Origin of the sequence: Clostridium pascui (assembly GCF_016908015.1) — a bacterium.
GTDB classification, from domain to species: Bacteria; Bacillota; Clostridia; order Clostridiales; family Clostridiaceae; genus Clostridium_AK; species Clostridium_AK pascui.
On sequence record NZ_JAFBDB010000004.1, the window covers coordinates 1 to 18,669 of the forward strand.

Consider the following 18,669-nt stretch of genomic DNA (forward strand, 5'->3'; position numbering starts at 1 on the left):
CACTGCTGCCTCCCGTAGGAGTCTGGACCGTATCTCAGTTCCAATGTGGCCGATCACCCTCTCAGGTCGGCTACGCATCGTTGCCTTGGTGAGCCATTACCTCACCAACTAGCTAATGCGCCGCGGGTCCATCTCAAAGCGGATTACTCCTTTGATTATCTCTTCATGCGAAGAAATAATGTTATGCGGTATTAATCTCCCTTTCGGGAGGCTATCCCCCTCTTTGAGGCAGGTTACCCACGTGTTACTCACCCGTCCGCCGCTAGAGTCCCCCCGAAGGGTTCATCTCGCTCGACTTGCATGTGTTAGGCACGCCGCCAGCGTTCGTCCTGAGCCAGGATCAAACTCTCAATTTAAAAGTTTAATCTGTTTCGCTCATCGCGTTTCTTAACATTTAACTGTTAAGTAATTGACTGGTTTCTATTCTCTGTTCAATTTTCAAAGACCCTGTCGCTCCAAGCGACTTTTTATATATTAACATTTTTGTTTCTTGTTGTCAACAACCTTTTAAAAATATTTTTTCAGGTTGTTATCAATCATCTGATTTGTCCGTCGCTCATTTCAGCAACGAATGCTATCTTATCATGATTCAATTTATAGATTAACATTATTAATCGTTATTAAACTAAATTATCTATATTATTCTTAATCATTATTTCATATGCTTAATATTTTACATACAGATACACCTGAGTTCGTTTATTTAATTTTAACAAAATAAAATGCGTTTTTCCTCCTCAACTATCTAAACTCATGTCATAGCCTTCTTCAAAATTGTAACCATAAGCTAAAAAGGAAGCTTGTAAACACAAGCTTCCTTTTAACTATTAATTAATAATTAATATTATCTTTTTTTCTTTGCTACTTCAATATTTAATCTTTTGCCACCAAAACTTTTACCGCTACAATTGTTCATAATTGGGTCTACAGCATCTTGTGCCGCATCTATAAATGAGAAGTTTTCTAATATACGAATTTCTCCAATCTCATCTTTTCTAACCTTAGCCTTATCTATTAAGAATTGAAGAAGAGCCTTCGGATTCATTTTATCCTTCTTTCCAAGACTTAAGAATAATCTTACGTAACTTGAAGAAGATGTTGAAGATGTTGACTCTATAGCATTTTCTGTATAATCATAAGATATTTCTGTACTATATATAATATTCATAAGTGCGGCCGCCACATCTACAAGATTAAATTCTTCATCTAATTCTGTAGCCATAGGTATGAATCTCTTATATTCTTCGCTCTCTAAAACACCTTTAACTCTTGATACCATGTTTTTATATTTTGCGTTAAATATATCATCTACAGTAGGAACTTCTTTTCTTTTTATTTTGCCTTTAGTAGCTCTTTCAATTTGCTTAAGAACCATGTACTCTCTTGGACTAACTAAAGTATATGCTACACCTTCTCTATTAGCTCTTCCTGTTCTTCCTATTCTATGAACATAGGATTCTGTGTCTTGAGGAAGATCATAGTTAATTACATGAGTTACATTTTCTACATCTATTCCTCTTGCTGCTACATCTGTTGCAATTAAAAACTCTAAGTTTCCTTCTTTAAACTTTCTTAAAGTGTTCATTCTATGCACTTGAGTCATATCTCCATGCATACCTTCTACACTATATCCTCTTGCTTGCATGGATTCTACAAGCTCATCTACACCCTTTTTAGTTTTGCAAAATATTATAGCTGCAGTTGGTTCATCTACATCTAATACTCTACATAAAGTTTCAAATCTATCTTTGTGCTTTATTTCATAATAATACTGACTTACTGTAGATACAGTCATAGCATTTTTTACAATAGCTACATGTTTAGCATCAGGCTTCATATATCTTTTAGCAAGTTTTTTAATTTCATTTGGCATTGTTGCAGAGAATAGTAATGTTTGTCTTGACTCATTTGAGTTTTTTATAATTTCTTCAATGTCATCTATAAATCCCATATTTAACATTTCATCTGCTTCATCTAATACAAGAAATTCAATATCACTTAAATTAAGTACTCCCCTTCTTATTAAATCAAGCACTCTCCCAGGGGTTCCTACTATTACATCAATACCTCTTTTGATAGATTTAATTTGTCTATCTATAGGATTACCACCATATACTGGAAGAACACTTGCTCTACTATGCTTTGCTATACGTGCAAGTTCGTCATTTACCTGTATAGCAAGCTCTCTTGTAGGTGCTAATATAAGACATTTTGGCTTGTTACCACCTTTGCTTATATTGTTAAGCACTGGAGCTCCAAATGCTAAAGTTTTTCCTGTACCTGTTTGCGCCTGACCTATTACGTCATTTCCTTCTAATAATACTGGTATTACTTCAGCCTGTATGCTTGAAGGCTCTTCAAATCCCATATCATCTATTGCTTTTAATATATCTTCATTTAATCCTAAATCTTTAAATTTTATTTCTTTCATTAACATTCCATCCTTTTTGTTTAATTTTTCCAAGCTTTCACTTCTAATTCAGAATAAGCACTTACGACATCACTCACTATATATAATTTCCCACTTTTAAATTATATATAACTTTTTTTCAGGCTATGTTGTGAATAATTACTAAGATTTAATAATCATTCATAACACAGCCATGCCGAACAAACTAAAAAGTCCTATAAGAACTGATTCCTATAGGACTAAGTGCTCAAAACCTATTATCTTCTGAATCCTCTGTTGTTGTTCTGTTGCTTTCTTGCTCTTCTGCAATCAGCACATCTCTGTGGTTCATTTTCGAATCCCTTTTCTTTGTAGAAAGCCTGCTCGCCTTCTGTGAATACGAATTCTTTTCCGCAATCTTTACATACTAATGTTTTATCTGCCATTTCAACATTCCTCCTTTTATTATATTAAGATCTAAAACGGATTGACATAACTTTCCTTATAAAAAGAGGAATGGTTATTAATCGTATTAAATCTTGGTGTAGCAATATACATTCAATTACTACGACTCAATTATTATACCATGATTGTAAATAATATGCAACACTTATTTTTAAATATTTATTATTTACACAATTATCATAAAATTCAAACTCACCCAAACAATCATACTTTACGTAAAGTTTTAACATTTATTTATACAATATATAAAACCCTATAGAAGTTACCTTCTATAGGGTAAGTATTCAAAAATTATTATCTTCTGAATCCTCTGTTGTTGTTGTTCTGTTGCTTCTTAGCTCTTCTGCAATCAGCACATCTCTGTGGTTCGTTTTCGAATCCTTTTTCTTTGTAGAAAGCCTGCTCGCCTTCTGTGAATACGAATTCTTTTCCGCAATCTTTACATACTAATGTCTTATCTGCCATTTTAATATTCCTCCTTTTATTTTAAAACTAAGATCTAAAATTGATACATAACGTTCCTAAAAAGAGGAATAGTTATTAATCATACTAAATCTTGGCCATAGCGTTCTATTCTTAATCACTACGACTTGCTCAGTATAGCATGATTAAAGCCAATATGCAATACATATTTTAAAAATAATTTATTATAAAAACACTTGCTATGTGACTTAGTTCATACTTACTGTTATATAAAGTTCATCTATTGTTTACTCTAAACTTTCATACCACATGATACCCTCATTATTAACTCTTCTCTCTTTATTAACTTGTAGAATTTTAATATGATTTGTATTTTCTATTCTTAATTTTTTTTTATAGGTTTCCATCAATTTATTTATATCTGTATTTCCTAATGGGGCATGACTTATTATAATTATATTTTTTTTCTCATCCTCTATTAAAGCTCTAAACATTCCATTTATATGACTATCATAATCATTAAATCCAAATCCACAAATGCATACTATATCTGCCATTTTAAATCTATTATATATATCAACGTATCTTTCAGCCATTCTTACAGATGTTAGAGGCTTTATCCCATTTTGAGTAAAAAGAAATGGAACCGTTAAATGCTTGCTATTTTTTGCTTTTTCTTCATCTATTATTGTATTTAAATACGGATCATAAAAATCTCTTACAGAACCATTTAAAAAACACACTTCTTCATTAGTTATATCTTCTATAAAGGTATTATAATTGGCAGTTCCGATTGCAACTATTTCATAATCTCTTTTAATTTTTATTAAATCATGATAATATCCATCTCCATTTTTTATATTGTCATAATTTCTTTTTGCAATATTTAGTATATATCTCCTAACAGTATGCAGAAATATTGCAACTTTTGTAAACTTAGTCCAATCTGTTTTGGGATTGTATAAATAACTCCAGTTGGAATCTAAAAGAGATTTGTAGTCTAATGCTCTGCAAAATAAATCTTCAAGTATCATCCTGCTAAACTCCACTATGATTTCCTCGTTAGATCTTAGCTTAAATATGTTCTTCTCACTCTTTTCTATTATCCATTCTAATCCCCTCATGCCCGCAGCTTCATAGTTCAAGGAAAATATACTCCCCAAGTCATCAAAAACATCTAAGGTATCTGGGCTTCTTTCAAATATTCCATCATTTAATTTATGTATTAAATTTTCTCCTAAAGATCCAATTAAGAGTTCAAGCAATGTTCTTACCATGTCCTTCATGCTATTTTTAAAAGCTATGTTTGTATTATTAGTTTCCATAGCAATAAGAAATGCCGAAAAGTACTTTGATGCAAACAACGCATTATGATTCCCATCAAGCAAAGTATTTAGCTTCACATTCTTTTCATAAGTTAATTTTTCTAAAGAACAGGAAAGTGTCTTTTCAAATATCTGATCTATGTATACATTTCCTTTTTGTATTTTTTTCGCTATCCGTGATACGTTCTCATCAAAATTATCCATATATTTAATAATGGTATCTCTTTTACTTTCAAGACTTCCCTTTACAAGTTCTTCATACTGCGATCTTATAAAAGCACTCCTATTTTTTTTCAAAAAATTATCTGGAAACCATTTAGCATAATCTGAATTCAAGTCTATTTTTTCAAGTGTCTTTTTAAATATTTCCTTATCTTCTGCTACATCCATTCTAAATATATCCAGTGCAAATTCTCCCCCAGAAGGAAGTCCATAATCTTGTTCTGCTCCAGCTCCAAAGAATAATGCAACTTTTTTCATATATAATTCTCCCCTGTATCCAGGGCTAAGGCATAAGATACTAGGCATAATGATATATAGACTTTCACATTTGTTAACTTTCTTTTCATACCCTAAAACCTAGTACCTAATTCCTACTCCCTATTTATTAATTCTTTCTGAAAGCTGTTCTCCCGATACTCCTATATTATCTGCATTACTTTCACGAATTATAACTGTAATGGCTTGCTTTGGTACAGAGATTGTTTCACTTAATATATTTGTCATCTTTTCAATAACTTCTTTTTTCTTTTCCTTTGTACTTGGACCCATATCAATTTGTATAAATGGCATAAATCTTCCTCCTTTGTGTAACCTAACATTTTAGTTTCCATCCAATCAATTGTTTCATGGCCTACACTATATTAGATATTAATCACTAGTTATTAGAATGCCATATTAAATATATTTAATACATCTTGCTCAGTCAGTGGTTTTATAGAACCTATGTTACCATATCTTACAGCACCCTTTGCCATAGCTTGAAATTTCTCTTTTTCTATTCCAACTTCGCTTAATTTAGTTGGAATTCCCATAGATACGAAAAAGTCTTTAGTTAATTCTATGGATTTTTTAGCTATTTCATATTTGTTTTCTGAAGATTCTAAATCCCAAACATTAACACCGTACTCTACAAAATAATCTATAGTTTCATCATTTAAGCTGTATTCCATCCAATAAGGTGTAAGTATTGCAAGACCTACTCCATGAGTAATATCGTAGTAGGCGCTTAACTCATGTTCCATTGGATGTACTACCCACTTTCTTTCCTTTCCAGCTCCTATATTCCCATTCATAGCATTGCTTGAAGCCCACATTAAATTTGCACGCGCTTCATAATTTTCAGGTTCTTCCAATGCTATAGGTGCATACTTTATACAAGTTTTTAATAGAGCTTCTGATATTCTATTCTGAATAGATGCTTGTCTTGGGCTGCTAAAATATGTCTCCATAATATGACTCATAATATCTGCAGTACCTGCCGCTGTTTGATTTCTTGGTACTGTAAATGTAAAGGTTGGATCTAATATAGAAAATTTAGGCGTCATAGCTGGATGTGCTAATGCAAGTTTATCATTTGTATCAGGATTAGTTATAACTGCCCCTGCATCTACTTCTGACCCTGTAGCAGCTAAAGTTATTATAGTTCCAAGTGGCAATGTATTTGTAACTCTTGCCTTTCTGATGACTAAATCCCAAGCATCTCCTTCATAATAATATCCTGCGGCAATTACCTTAGAACAATCAAGAACACTTCCTGCTCCAACTGCTAATATAACTTCTATATTGTTCTCCTTACAAATCTTTACTCCATCTCTCACACTTTGTATTCTTGGATTAGGCTGCACTCCAGATAACTCCCAAAATTTTATATTATTTACCTTAAATATTTTTGCTACTTCATCATAAATTCCATTTTTCTTTATGCTTCCACCACCATATACCAATAGAACCTTATTTCCATACTTTTTAATTTCCTTTAGTAAAGCCCTTATTTGACCTTCACCAAAATATACGGTAGTAGGATTATAATACGTAAAATTTAGCATCTAATTTTCACCTCTTCTTTTAATTCTCAATTAAATTTTCTAGTTTATATTTACTATAATTAGTATCTCATATAACAAATTACACTTCAAAATAATTTGATTAATTTTACATTTTGTTCATACAAATCAAGGATTATTTTCCTTTTTTATGCATATTATTTTGAGTATTCATACATAATATACATAAGGAAAGCATCTCAACAAATTGAGATGTAGTGATTTGAAACTAAAATCATAGATTGCTATAAATCATACATCGGAGGGCTGTATCATGAATAAAAGGATTTTAGTAACTATACTAACATTAATATTAGTAGTATTATTGATTGTCAGTTGTGCAGATAAAACTAAAGATACCCCTACTCCAAAGGCTTATATTCCTAAAGAGCTCACTGTTCAATTTGTCCCTTCTCACCATAAAGATACTTTAGAAGAAAAAATTAAACCTCTTGAATCACTACTATCAAAACAGCTTGGTATTCCAGTTAAAGCTAGTGTTGCAACTAATTACACTAGTACAATAGAGGCGATGTCTTCAAAAGAAATAGATGTTGGATTTTTGCCTCCATTAGCTTATGTTTTAGCAAAAGATAGAGGTATAGCGGATATTTTATTACAAGCTCAAAGATATTCAATACAAGAGCCAAGTGGTAAGACTACTAAAGACTTAGTAGATTATTATCGTTCAATGATAGTTGTAAAAAAGAATTCTGATATAAAAAAACTTGAAGATCTTAAAGGAAAAAGAGTTGCATTTCAAGGTACTACTTCCGCAGGGGGATATATATGGCCTGTGGCTGAAATGAAAAAGGCCGGCATAAATATACAAACAGACATTGAACAAGTAACGTTAAATGGACATGATACTGCTGTACTTGCAGTATTAAACGATGAAGTTGATGCTGCTGCAGTATTTGAAGATGCACGAAATACAGTTAAAGAGGATATTAAAGATGTGTTTGATAAAGTTGTACCTATTTATTTTTCTAAACCCATCCCAAACGATACTATATCTGTAAGGTCAGATATGTCTCCCGAATGGAAAACAAATATCAACGACGCCTTCATAAATATATCCAAGGATCCTGTTGGAAGAAAAATACTTAATGATGTATACTCCCATGCAGGCTATATTAAATCTACTGATAATAAATTTGATATAGTAAGAGAATATAAAAGATTGGTTGAAAACAACACTCCTTAAGCTTCATAAACACTTAAAAAAGAAATTGCGACGCTTTTAATGCTCTGAGTTGTATAGAATTTTCATCTAGGAAGACGTTCATTTCGCCGAGAATGGCTAATATTCATAAATTTAAAATCCCTAAGCAGCCTAAACTCGCTGTTACTCAAACAGTAGGCAGCTCTTAACGGTATTTTAAATTTATGAATAAAGCCGTTCTAAGGCTCATTCAATGCCTTCTACGATGAAAATTCTATACTTCCAGAGCATTAAAAAGTTCTTCACGTGAACTGCTAAACGAAGAAATTCAGTCAACTGAGTTTCTAAAACATTTTAGACCCTAGCACATAAAAATCTTTTAGGATGGCATTCCTGGAGGTTACAAGAAATTGTATGCAATAAATGAAAAAAATCCAATTTATAAATTAAACATATAAGAGCATGATAAGAGACTCTTAATTAAGAAGATGAATATATTTTAATGTTAAATATGCCTCAATTTTTCTATAAGTATTTCAACTGCCTTAGAAGGATTTCCATCCTTAGGTATTATATAATTAAAATGCCTTATATAATGTTTAGGAAGACTTATCACTGTAACCTCTTTACTTTCCACAGCGCGTTTAGTTACGTATGAAGATATAAGGGTTACTCCGAGTCCATTTTTAACTGCCTCCTTTACAGCATGATTACTTCCAAATATCATTATATTTTCCGGATCTATATTATTAGATGAAAGAAAAAAGTTTAAATAATCTCTAGTACCCGAACCTACTTCACGACTTATCCATGTTTGACTTTGTAATTCCTTTAAGGAGAAACTCCTCTTCGAAAGCTTATGGTTATATGGGACAGCCAGCACCATTTCATCTTGGTAAAATGCATCATACTTAAAATGGGAACTTGGTACACTTCCTTCCACCAATCCTACGTCTACTTCCTTGTTTTTTACTAAATCACATATATCCATAGTATTTTTTATCAATACCTCTATATCTAATTTTGAAAATTCGCTGGTAAAACCTTTCAGAAACTGTGGCAAAAAATATTCTCCTACAGTAAAACTTGCTCCAATCTTTAATTTACCTTTAATAACTTTGTTATAATCTAAGAGCTCTGATTTGGTCTTTTCTATTAAATCTATCATTTCTTTAGCTCTTTCGTAGAAAAGCTTTCCCGCAGGAGTTATTACTATCTTCTTTTGTTTACTTGATCTTTCTATTAAGGTAACTTTAAACTCCTCTTCTAGGTGCTTTATATGTAAGCTCACACTTGGTTGAGAAATATTCAAGTGTTCTGCGGCTTTAGTGAAATTCTTATACTCCACTACAGCTATAAAATATCTAAATTCATCAAGCATCAATAATCTCCTCCCAATAAAACCATAATTTTTTTTAATCATTACAATTAAAAAGATTTATTTTTATTATGGTTATAAAGGTATTATAATCTATAATGGAAGTTCTTAAAAGTTGAATGGCAGCTTTTCATAGTTAATCTTAATGCTTATTAAATAAAATTTACCTTGATGCAGTTTCACTAATTATTAAATATAAACTATCAACTAATATAAGGGGGACATACAATGAACTTATCTAAAATAAAAAGTAAAATATTAGATATCTTTCCCGGAGTACTTATGTGTATAGTTATTGCCTATACGGGTAAATTTATAGGAATATATATGCCTACCGTAGGCGGTGCATCTTTAGCTATATTTTTGGGTATGATTGTGGGAAATACCTTTGGAAATAAAAATATATATGCTAAGGGCTCTAAATTTTCCGAAAGTGATTTACTTGCATATTCAATAGTACTTTTAGGAGGCACATTAAATTTTAACACTATACTTAAACTAGGAATTTCCGGGGTAGGATTTATAGTCATTCAAATGACTATTACAATAACAGCTGCCATACTCATTGGTAAAAAACTTGGTTTTTCTGAAAACTTTAGACTACTAATGGCAAGTGGTAATGCTGTATGTGGTTCTTCTGCAATCGCTTCAACTGCACCTGTTATTGGAGCTGATGATAAAGACAAAGGGATTGCAATTACTATTGTTAACGTAGTAGGAACTATACTTATGCTTCTTTTACCTGCAATTGCTAATTTAGCATTTTCTTTAGATACTTTAAAAACTTCTGCTATGATAGGTGGAGTACTTCAATCCGTGGGACAAGTTATTGCCAGCGGAAGTCTTGTTAATGAAGATGTTAAGGATTTAGCAACTATATTTAAAATTGTTAGAATTATATTTTTAATAGTGGTAGTACTCATCTTTGCAAATATGAAGAAAAAGTCTCAAGGCGAAACTCAAGGGAGTGCTAAGGCTAAAATTCCTTGGTATGTTATGGGCTTTTTTATAGCTTGCACACTTTATAGTGTTGGCGTTATACCTCAAACGCTATCTAAATTATTTAAAATTGTAAGTAGTAACTTTGAAATTATAGCTTTAGCCGGTATTGGCATGAGAGTAAAATTTAAGGATCTAGTAATTCAGGGTCCTAAAGCATCAATGTATGGTATTTTAATTGCGACTGTTCAAATAATATCCGCTCTTATTTTAATTAACTTAGTTATTTAAAATAATCACACTGGCGAAAATTTGAAATTATGATGAGCTATAGTAAAAAGAATCTTACTGTATGGTTTTATTTCTTAACCTTACCCTAAGATTCTTTTTCATACAATTATAATATCCATATATATTCTTGTTTTGGTCTGCCCTTTTTTCCATAATTACACTTTGTATCTATCCTATTGTTTTCTAATAAATATTGTATATATCTATGCACAGTTTGATATGCAAGACCAGTACCCTTCGAAACAATGTCTATAGTTAAGTATCTATTTTCATTCATAAAATAGTTTTCTATTATTTCCAAGGTTTCAGCCTTTATACCCTTTGAATAATCTGTTATAAAATTCTTGTGTAAGTTTTTTACACTTTGTTTAAATCTTAAATGTACATCAATTCTTGAAATTATATCTGGAGCCTTTATTGGCTTTAATGCAAAATCACTAGCTCCTGCCTTAAAAAATTTATTTGCTACTTCTTGATTTTCTTCTATAGTTAAGACAATTATAGGAACATCAGCTGAAATTCCTCTTAAAAGCCTTACACCCTCTATTCCATTTATTTTGGGTAAATGATAATCCATAAGTATTATATCCGGATTGTTTGATTTAAATTTTTCTAAGGCCTCCTCAATACTTTCTGCTGTAATTGGAGTCCAATTTTTGAATTCACATATAGCAGACATTGCAAATAGTATTTCATCATCATCATCTACTACAAGTATTTTTTCCTTAGCCACTATCCTCAACCTCCTTAAGTATAATAGTAATACATGTCCCTTCGCCTGGAATGCTGCTTATATAACTTCTTCCCTCATGGCTTTCTATTACCCTTTTTATAAAATCCAACCCTAATCCTGTTGAATTACGCGTACTAAAGCCTTTATGCCATATCTTTTCTATAAGTTCTTGTTTTATGCCGTATCCATTATCTTTCACTTTTATATACACATTGCCTTGTTTACTCTCTACATTAACGTGTATATTTCCTGCCTTTTCATCTACTGCATTATAACCATTTTCTATTGCATTTATTATAGCACGTGACATTCTTATCTTGTTTACTCTTATTAAGGATTCCTTTGCAAGGTTTTCATAGTTTATCATGGATACATAGGGAAGTGGTGAAGTTTGTGCAAATATAAAATTAAAGAGTTTATCTGTACTTATTATATTTCTTTTATCTTCATATAATATCTCTGAAATCATTTCACTTAGCCTGTCTACAGATGTTTCAATACGTTTTAAATACTCCTTGCATTTTTTATTTTCTTCCATAAGCCCTACCATGCTCACTAAAGCTTGCATAGAAGTCAATGGGGTTTTAAGATCATGAACTAAATTTCTAAGTTCCATAAAGTTTCTTGCTTCTAAAGCTTTAAACTTTGCTTCTGCCAATTCTTTTTCTACCTGTTTATTTAGCTCTGTAGCTACAATAAGCTGGTGCTGGTCATGTATAAGCTTTGTAATAAGTATTGCATTTACAGTAAATATAATTAAAAACATTAAAGCAGTTAGTGTTAATATTTCTTCACTATGTATGAAATTTGCTACTTGTTTTATATCTTGAGAAGTTTCGCCTCTTCCAAACCCAAACCTTGATAAACTTGGAATTATGTCCAGCCACTGCATTCCCATAAGAAGCAGCGTTACTATAACTGATTTCCTAGGTATTGATATAGTAGAAAAATCCAACTTTTCAAGAAATAATATAACCAGTATTACTATTAGAGCTGGTATGCCAAAATCATATCTTATATGGTGAACAACATTTATAATCGCATATACTGCAGGAATTATTATTATTACAAATATAGTTTTTATTACATTTGTTCTTTTTTCATTTAATATAAGTTCAATGGACTCTGCTATTATAAATGTTCCTAAGTAGTGAGGAAGACCCCTTATACTATTTAAGATGATTAATCTAAAGGAGGCCATTATAAGTAAACTTTTATCTCTCTCAGTTATACTATTTCTTATTAAATCATATATTTTGAAGTTTTCTATATTTATAAAATCCGGAGCCCATATACCTATAATCACCAAAATAAGTCCTAAAATAGCTTCCTTATACTTTATTTGTATTTGTATTCTTCTATTTGCCATACTAATCATATTTTTCCCTCGTCCTTTTTCCATAGATATATAAGACTATGACAGATATACAGATTACTATTATCATGACAACTACAGGATAATTTTTCTTATAATAAATATCTCCACTTCCAACTTTGGGAATTGTAACTGGGTCCACGGGAATCCCATTTTTCATAGCTATTTCCTTTATATTTAATATATAAATAACTGGAATATTCTCATTTGCAAACATCTGAACTAATCCTGATTTAGAATTCAAATTAAAATTTTTATTAATTAAAAGTCCTGGTTTTATATCTGTTTCTATGTTTTCTCCAGTGGATACTATATTTCCACCTACATTTATAAATGCTTTTATATTTTCCCCATGATCTTTATAAATTTTATATCTTTTTCTAACATTGTCTTGAATTTGTTCCTCCTGTATAAAGTCTGCTCCATATCCTTTTATCCTTTTCACTATTTCACTTGCTACCTTAGTTTCCATATCCTTTCCTACATCCTTTGCTCCCCCCATAGAAAATGCAATAGATTTATTACTTATAAGACCTTCTTTAAACAGGACATATTCCATATCCTGATATGTAAATTCCGGTATATTTGCCCCATAAGTAGATGCTCCTACTGAAGATATTATAATTGGTTTAAGATTTAACGCTTCTGCCGCACATATTACAGATAAGTTTGCTGCCGGAAAGGATCCTGAAAAATTCACAGCTATTTTATCCCCCTCCTTAAGCCCAGCCTTTTTCATATATTCTATCATCACTGCTGCAAAATTAGGGTTTGTGGTAGTTCTTTTAGCTTCAAGTGCACCAGAAGTTGTAGTAATAGGTGTAAGTTCTCCACCTATAAGTCCTGTGAGATTTATATCTATACTAGGATTTATCTTAATATTTCTTCTCATTTTCTCTTCCTTTATTGCTTTAAAAGAATCTTCTAACCTCTTAGATGCATCTAATTTTTCATAGTACCACTTATCCTTAACTTTTACTTGTGAAGCTAGTATACTCTTCATAGATATCATTAGAAAGATTGCTAAACCAATAAGTATAACATCTTCTTTTATAAACCTTTTCCTCATAATTATGATATCCTTTCTATTAAGAAAACTAAGACCTTTATAATACATGCTGCTATTAAAATTGATGATGTAGTTTTTATTATACCTTGTCTATCCATTTCTTGTGCAGCTATGCCTGGCACAATATAACCTATTGCCGCTGCTCCTGCTATGGAAAAATCCATGCTAATTAAACCTTCTTTAAATACATATCTTAGGAGAAAGCTTACAAGTATCATAAGTGCAAATTTTCTTTTTCCATAGATTATCGCATACTCTCCTAGAAAATTAACTATGTACATAACAACTACACTTAAAGTCAATGTAATAAGTACTCTTAAGGGCTCATCTAAAAATAATGCTATGTAGCCAGGTACTATCATTCCCCCTGGGGATATCTCTGTAAATTCATAATATATAATGCTTACTATTATTCCTAAAATTATTATATTACTTAACAATGATATCACTTGTCCTTTCTACTACTTCTACTATTTTTTCTCCATTCCCTACTATATTTCCAATTCCATAAATAGCAGTGGACTTATTTATATCTTTGAAATTAACTTTTCCTGCATCTTTTATTAGAAAAATCTTTTCTTCATTGATACCTTCTTTCAAAAGATATTTTTTCATAAGATTTAAATACTTTCCTGAAATCCATATTTTACTAGGATTTATATAATTTATAACTTCTACATGCTGCTTCATTCTATAGGGCCTGTCTCTTCTGTTATTAACCATAACTATAATTTCTTTGTCCTTAAAAACATTCTTTTTCTTTAAGTACTCATAGACCTGCATAGTGGAATCCGGATCATTTACGGCAAATCCATTTATAAAAAACACTTCTTTTTCAGTATCCTTTAATCTATATATTTTCAAAACTCCAGGATCTCTTTTATAGTTTTTCATGCCCTCCAATGCTTTTGCCTTATCCACATTTAATATTTCACATATATCAAGAACTATATTTACATTTTCCGCAAAATCTATTTCATAATCTTCACTATGTTTATCAGAAAGTATTACCTTAGTATTAAGCTTTTCTCCCTGATCCTTATAATAGTCATAAAATTTATCTTCTGCAGTAACTAAATATCCATCTTTAGGTATTACATTTCCCAAAGATTTTGCAATTTCTTCGAGACTTGGCCCCATTTCCTCTAAATGATCTCGCCTTGCATTAGTTATTACAGAAATATCTGCATTTAAAATTTTATGCTGAGATATATATTGAAGTTCTGGCTTTACTGCCATACATTCTATTACAAGAATCTCTGCTCCCTGATTTTTCGCTCTTTTCATAATGCTTATTTGTTCTTTTATATTGGGTTTCCCCCTCCTATTTATCTCTTCCTCTTTGCCATTTATGTCTATAGTCATAGCACTAGTGCCTGTAGTTTTACAAAAGACCTTATATCCCCCTTGAGCTAATGCAGATGCTATAAGCCTTGTAGTAGATGACTTTCCTCTAGTACCATTTACGTGTACTATGTGTTTAAAAACCTCTCTTAATTTTTTAGTCTGTCTATACTCTAAAATCAAATAAATTATATAAACTACGATAATTAATACTACAATTCCTTCTCCCATATCACTTTTCCATCCCATAATAATTTAATAATATTTTTATCACTTCATTATGAATATTTATTCTTTCTTGTAAAGGCCTTTTCATATCCGTTTCCACTGTTATAACTGGTATACCTAATCTTTCTGAAACCTCTTTATTGATAGATCCTGTTGGAGAACTATTTTCAAAAGTAAATTCAGCTTCCAAACTACTGTTATTTAGTTCCTCTAATACTTTAATTAATAAACTATAGTCAGAGCTTATATTATTCATAATCAGTGAATTTGCTACATTTATACTATATTCCCCATACTCCTCCGCCTCATGCAAATCGAGAACTAAGTTAGGTCTATATTTCCTTATAACATTAAATATATCATAAGCTAACCTTTCAGTTTCCCTTCCCCCCTTTACTCCAGGAAAGCATCTATTTAGATCCTGTAAGTAATAAGGATATCTTACTCTTTGAGTAAATGCCTCTATACTCCCCTTTTGTATAAATATTACCCTTCCTTTATTTAAATTGAAATTATAATTTTCTAAAGCATGCACACCAGCTACTTCATTTCCATGTATTCCCGAAATTATGAATAAAGTAGGTCCCCTCTTTCCTGAATTTATAATCTCACAGTTTGTTTCTAATTTTGTATCCTTCATAATAGCTACAGACTTATTCCTTGTTGGATTTATATAAAGTCCTAATATTATAATAAAAATAATTATAATTTTTGTTTTTATTAATTTATCTTTTTCCATACTCATTAACTTCTTCATAAATATAAATTTTCCTTCGCTTATTGATGAATTAGCATTGAATCATTTTATTTGCAAAAAATTAAGAAGTAAGACCTGGGACTAAAAGAGCTTTATAAATATATAAAGGGGGAAATCTTTTACTCTAATCTTACTTCTCAATTTTATTTTATTTAGCTTCTAGCAAATAATTACCTAAGCCTTTACTTGTTAAATCACTGTAAGTTGGCACATTTATTATTTCTATTGCTTTATCTGTCTTTTCCTTTGAAAAAGCTTTAGATATCTCCATTATTCCTGTCAAATGTCTTCCTACTCTTTCTTCCAACGGATGTCCATTTTCATCATAGGGAACATATAGTCTTCCAAGCTTTGCAGCCTTTATATACATTTTATCCTTTCCTGTAACAACTAAATTTTCATCTGTTTTTCCTCTAAGTCTTCCCTGGGCTCCATTTGATGTCTCCATAAGAAGAGCTAATGTATCTGTATAATCTCCTAGCTCTCTATGAGTTAATCCATGAAGATTTGTAGGTGAAGGCTCTAGAGCCATTTGTATTCCTTGAAGTTGAAGATTTATTGTAGCCACAGAAGCTACTCCCATTGCCTTTTCATGAGAAACCATAGCATTTATAACAGGATATTCTGGTGATGCTTCATGTAAATCTATACTTACATCAACCTTTTCTGTTTTTATAAGCTGTGTTATTCCATAGCATACCTGTTCTGTTAATGTTCCATCCTGTCTTCCTGGATATCCCCTATTTAAGTTTCTTGTTTCACTTCCAGAAAGCTGTTGACCTGACGATGCATGTATATACACATCAGGATCTGGCCATTGGTCTAGAGGATTTGTAGCTCTTGAACCATATCTAAACCATCTTTCTCCATTTGGAGTTTTTATAGTGAATCTTTGCGGTGAACCTTCTTGAGGATCATTATGTGTAAGACCACTATTATTTGCTCTTGGTATTACATAAAGCGTTCCTTTATTAAGCTCTGCATTTTCAATTAAAGTTACTGCACTCAAAAGTCCTGAAGGTTCATTTCCATGAGTGCCTCCAAGTACCAGCATACTTCCTCCTGGATTTTTACCTTTTATAACATATATTTCTGTATCGCCATTTGTTCCCTTCAATTTAGGAAAATATTCACTAAGCATTTTTACTTCTGTTATACCAGGACCCTTTACTATAGGTTCTGGTGTACGCATACTTAAAAATGATTTTCCAGCTACTGTATCACAGGCAAGGGCAAGGCACAAAAATATAGCTGCAGTTAATTTATTTCCCTTCATATCTTATTTCCTCCCCTTATTTAATCATTAATAATCTTAGTACTAAAGGTATAACTACTAAAGCTGCAGTGGCCTGATTTTTTATACTGTCTTCCTCAAATAAATTCCATAGGGTAAATACAAGTACTATTGCTATAAGCAATCTATATATTAAAGTCATTTAATCCACCTCACTTTTAATAGATAAAACCTGCAATTTGTTTTGCAAACACTATAAATAGTAAACCATAAACAATTATAACTAAAGCTGGTACTGCACATTTTTTAAGAACCTTTGTATAATTTTCTTCACCCACAACTTGTGCTGCAAATATTCCTGCCAGCGCTGTTGGAGGCATTAAATCTCCAAGACTTGCTATGAATGATAATGCTGATGCAGTAACAATTTCATTCTTCCCAAGTAGTGCAAGTAAGAATGGTACTCCAAGTACCGAAGCTGCTCCAAAGGATGAAACTGCTCCAAATAGTGGAATTGCCACAGCTATTGCTAGGTATAATAAAACTGATGGTAGGCTTAAACAGTTAATAACTATAAATCCTCTTACCCCTGTGAGCGTCATAACTTGAATGAACATTCCAACGCCCATAAGTATTCCAAGTACTGGAAGGGAAGTTTTTACAGCATCTTTTCCAACCTTTAAAGGATTTATTTTATTTCCTGTAAAGAGTCCTGATACAGCTCCAATAATGAATATAAGAGGCATACCTAGATCTGGAAAGACCCTTGGTAAAGCTTTTGTTCCCACCATTAGTATCAAAACTACAAATATAGGTATATATAACTTAAATCCATATTTTTCCTTTTCCACTAAACTTATATTTTTCTTTACTTCTTCATAATTCAATTCTTTTACATATTTGTATCCAAGAAATAAAACTGTGAATATTGCCACAGGAATTGTAAGTAGTAGTAATGGAATTGTAAATCCTACATAGGGAATATCTATTCCGCCTCCAATTATCATGGCAGGTATATTTACCGGTGGAGCAATCATTCCAAGTATTCCGCCAATTGCAATTATGGCTCCGGCTTCAAGTTTTGGTATTCCCATTAATATAAATATTGGTGCTATAATACTTCCTGCACTTAAAACAGATGCTGTAGATGAGCCTGTAATCATTCCAGGAAACATTACTATAATCATTAAAAATATAAGTGAAATTGCTGGTCTTTTATGAAATCTTTCAATAATGGATGCACTTAAAGCATTTAATGCTCCCGATTCTTGTATTACCTTCATAAATATCATGGCAGTTGCTATTACAAGGATAGTATCTATATATCCAAAGGTACCTTCCACCAGATGCCTTATAGGTATGCCTCGTCCACCAACTAGTGTTCCAGTTACTGAAGCGAGTACCATAGCAACACTTACAGGCAGCTTGAATAAGAAACATCCTACTATAAAAACAGCAAGCATTGCACCAAATATAATAAGCTCTATTTGCAAGTTAATCCCTCCTAAA

The 18,669-nt window shown here is 31.6% G+C and carries 18 protein-coding genes and 1 rRNA gene; 2 read left to right on the forward strand and 17 right to left on the reverse strand.

The genetic code is table 11. From position 1 onward, the window contains the following. The 7 genes from JOC70_RS10630 to JOC70_RS10660 all read right to left on the reverse strand — a co-directional run. Positions 1 to 356: ribosomal RNA gene (locus JOC70_RS10630) — 16S ribosomal RNA — on the reverse strand; the annotation flags it as partial. Between the two features lie 488 nt (positions 357 to 844). Further along, positions 845 to 2,431, reverse strand: a complete 1,587-nt coding sequence (locus JOC70_RS10635) for a DEAD/DEAH box helicase (RefSeq protein ID WP_204598880.1) — start codon at positions 2,429 to 2,431, stop codon at positions 845 to 847. Positions 2,432 to 2,667: 236 nt separating this feature from the next. Then, a complete protein-coding gene (locus JOC70_RS10640; RefSeq protein WP_106063715.1) occupies positions 2,668 to 2,835 on the reverse strand; it encodes a zinc-ribbon domain-containing protein in 168 nt (55 codons plus the stop codon). Positions 2,836 to 3,148: 313 nt separating this feature from the next. Beyond that, on the reverse strand, positions 3,149 to 3,319 hold the full coding sequence (locus JOC70_RS10645) for a zinc-ribbon domain-containing protein (RefSeq protein ID WP_204598881.1): 171 nt from the start codon (positions 3,317 to 3,319) through the stop codon (positions 3,149 to 3,151). 245 nt (positions 3,320 to 3,564) lie between these two features. Next, the gene (locus JOC70_RS10650) at positions 3,565 to 5,082 is read right to left on the reverse strand and encodes a hypothetical protein (protein WP_204598882.1); all 1,518 of its coding nucleotides are present in this window, start codon (positions 5,080 to 5,082) and stop codon (positions 3,565 to 3,567) included. 120 nt (positions 5,083 to 5,202) lie between these two features. Further along, positions 5,203 to 5,394, reverse strand: coding sequence for a 4-oxalocrotonate tautomerase DmpI (gene dmpI, locus JOC70_RS10655; RefSeq protein ID WP_204598883.1), 192 nt, complete (start codon positions 5,392 to 5,394; stop codon positions 5,203 to 5,205). A 92-nt stretch (positions 5,395 to 5,486) separates the two neighbouring features. Continuing rightward, positions 5,487 to 6,650, reverse strand: a complete 1,164-nt coding sequence (locus tag JOC70_RS10660; RefSeq protein WP_204598884.1) for an iron-containing alcohol dehydrogenase — start codon at positions 6,648 to 6,650, stop codon at positions 5,487 to 5,489. Positions 6,651 to 6,921: 271 nt separating this feature from the next. Here JOC70_RS10660 and JOC70_RS10665 point away from each other — a divergent pair, with 271 nt between their 5' ends. Beyond that, entirely contained in the window at positions 6,922 to 7,854 is a 933-nt protein-coding gene (locus JOC70_RS10665) for a phosphate/phosphite/phosphonate ABC transporter substrate-binding protein (protein ID WP_204598885.1), read from the forward strand. Positions 7,855 to 8,317: 463 nt separating this feature from the next. Here the strand turns inward: JOC70_RS10665 and JOC70_RS10670 are convergent, their stop codons facing one another. After that, a complete protein-coding gene (locus tag JOC70_RS10670) occupies positions 8,318 to 9,193 on the reverse strand; it encodes a LysR family transcriptional regulator (protein WP_204598886.1) in 876 nt (291 codons plus the stop codon). Positions 9,194 to 9,418: 225 nt separating this feature from the next. On the opposite strand from JOC70_RS10670, the gene JOC70_RS10675 reads away from it, so the two are divergent. After that, positions 9,419 to 10,420 (forward strand): YeiH family protein, encoded by a 1,002-nt coding sequence (locus JOC70_RS10675; protein WP_204598887.1) that lies wholly within the window; start codon positions 9,419 to 9,421, stop codon positions 10,418 to 10,420. A 106-nt stretch (positions 10,421 to 10,526) separates the two neighbouring features. Here JOC70_RS10675 and JOC70_RS10680 read toward each other — a convergent pair whose 3' ends face one another. From JOC70_RS10680 to JOC70_RS10720, 9 genes are all read right to left on the reverse strand, one after another. Then, entirely contained in the window at positions 10,527 to 11,153 is a 627-nt protein-coding gene (locus tag JOC70_RS10680) for a response regulator (protein WP_341534884.1), read from the reverse strand. Continuing rightward, the gene (locus JOC70_RS10685) at positions 11,146 to 12,531 is read right to left on the reverse strand and encodes a sensor histidine kinase (protein WP_204598888.1); all 1,386 of its coding nucleotides are present in this window, start codon (positions 12,529 to 12,531) and stop codon (positions 11,146 to 11,148) included. The genes JOC70_RS10680 and JOC70_RS10685 overlap by 8 nt, the downstream gene beginning before the upstream one ends. Then, positions 12,524 to 13,597: a poly-gamma-glutamate system protein gene (gene pgsW / locus JOC70_RS10690; RefSeq protein ID WP_204598889.1), complete on the reverse strand. Its 1,074-nt coding sequence runs from the start codon at positions 13,595 to 13,597 to the stop codon at positions 12,524 to 12,526. The genes JOC70_RS10685 and pgsW overlap by 8 nt, the downstream gene beginning before the upstream one ends. A gap of 2 nt (positions 13,598 to 13,599) precedes the next feature. Then, positions 13,600 to 14,046 carry a poly-gamma-glutamate biosynthesis protein PgsC gene (gene pgsC, locus JOC70_RS10695; RefSeq protein ID WP_204598890.1) on the reverse strand — a complete coding sequence of 149 codons (447 nt, stop codon included), beginning with the start codon at positions 14,044 to 14,046 and terminating at the stop codon, positions 13,600 to 13,602. After that, positions 14,027 to 15,172 (reverse strand): poly-gamma-glutamate synthase PgsB, encoded by a 1,146-nt coding sequence (pgsB, locus tag JOC70_RS10700; RefSeq protein ID WP_204598891.1) that lies wholly within the window; start codon positions 15,170 to 15,172, stop codon positions 14,027 to 14,029. The genes pgsC and pgsB overlap by 20 nt, the downstream gene beginning before the upstream one ends. Before the next feature lies 1 nt (position 15,173). Beyond that, the gene (locus JOC70_RS10705; RefSeq protein ID WP_204598892.1) at positions 15,174 to 15,926 is read right to left on the reverse strand and encodes a M14 family metallopeptidase; all 753 of its coding nucleotides are present in this window, start codon (positions 15,924 to 15,926) and stop codon (positions 15,174 to 15,176) included. A gap of 148 nt (positions 15,927 to 16,074) precedes the next feature. After that, positions 16,075 to 17,202 carry a succinylglutamate desuccinylase/aspartoacylase family protein gene (locus tag JOC70_RS10710; protein WP_204598893.1) on the reverse strand — a complete coding sequence of 376 codons (1,128 nt, stop codon included), beginning with the start codon at positions 17,200 to 17,202 and terminating at the stop codon, positions 16,075 to 16,077. Between the two features lie 16 nt (positions 17,203 to 17,218). Further along, positions 17,219 to 17,362, reverse strand: coding sequence for a hypothetical protein (locus JOC70_RS10715; protein WP_204598894.1), 144 nt, complete (start codon positions 17,360 to 17,362; stop codon positions 17,219 to 17,221). Between the two features lie 16 nt (positions 17,363 to 17,378). Next, positions 17,379 to 18,653, reverse strand: a complete 1,275-nt coding sequence (locus JOC70_RS10720) for a TRAP transporter large permease subunit (protein WP_204598895.1) — start codon at positions 18,651 to 18,653, stop codon at positions 17,379 to 17,381. Positions 18,654 to 18,669: the final 16 nt, after the last annotated feature.

Bases quoted from the DNA above. Each gene is read 5' to 3' on its own strand.
- JOC70_RS10635 (WP_204598880.1), bottom strand. From the start codon at position 2,431: ATGAAAGAAATAAAATTTAAAGATTTAGGATTAAATGAAGATATATTA.
- JOC70_RS10645 (WP_204598881.1), bottom strand. From the start codon at position 3,319: ATGGCAGATAAGACATTAGTATGTAAAGATTGCGGAAAAGAATTCGTA.
- JOC70_RS10660 (WP_204598884.1), bottom strand. From the start codon at position 6,650: ATGCTAAATTTTACGTATTATAATCCTACTACCGTATATTTTGGTGAA.
- JOC70_RS10710 (WP_204598893.1), bottom strand. From the start codon at position 17,202: ATGAAGGGAAATAAATTAACTGCAGCTATATTTTTGTGCCTTGCCCTT.
- JOC70_RS10650 (WP_204598882.1), bottom strand. From the start codon at position 5,082: ATGAAAAAAGTTGCATTATTCTTTGGAGCTGGAGCAGAACAAGATTAT.
- JOC70_RS10675 (WP_204598887.1), top strand. From the start codon at position 9,419: ATGAACTTATCTAAAATAAAAAGTAAAATATTAGATATCTTTCCCGGA.
- JOC70_RS10665 (WP_204598885.1), top strand. From the start codon at position 6,922: ATGAATAAAAGGATTTTAGTAACTATACTAACATTAATATTAGTAGTA.
- pgsB (WP_204598891.1), bottom strand. From the start codon at position 15,172: ATGGGAGAAGGAATTGTAGTATTAATTATCGTAGTTTATATAATTTAT.
- JOC70_RS10685 (WP_204598888.1), bottom strand. From the start codon at position 12,531: ATGATTAGTATGGCAAATAGAAGAATACAAATACAAATAAAGTATAAG.
- JOC70_RS10640 (WP_106063715.1), bottom strand. From the start codon at position 2,835: ATGGCAGATAAAACATTAGTATGTAAAGATTGCGGAAAAGAATTCGTA.
- dmpI (WP_204598883.1), bottom strand. From the start codon at position 5,394: ATGCCATTTATACAAATTGATATGGGTCCAAGTACAAAGGAAAAGAAA.
- JOC70_RS10705 (WP_204598892.1), bottom strand. From the start codon at position 15,926: ATGAAGAAGTTAATGAGTATGGAAAAAGATAAATTAATAAAAACAAAA.
- pgsW (WP_204598889.1), bottom strand. From the start codon at position 13,597: ATGAGGAAAAGGTTTATAAAAGAAGATGTTATACTTATTGGTTTAGCA.
- JOC70_RS10715 (WP_204598894.1), bottom strand. From the start codon at position 17,362: ATGACTTTAATATATAGATTGCTTATAGCAATAGTACTTGTATTTACC.
- JOC70_RS10670 (WP_204598886.1), bottom strand. From the start codon at position 9,193: ATGCTTGATGAATTTAGATATTTTATAGCTGTAGTGGAGTATAAGAAT.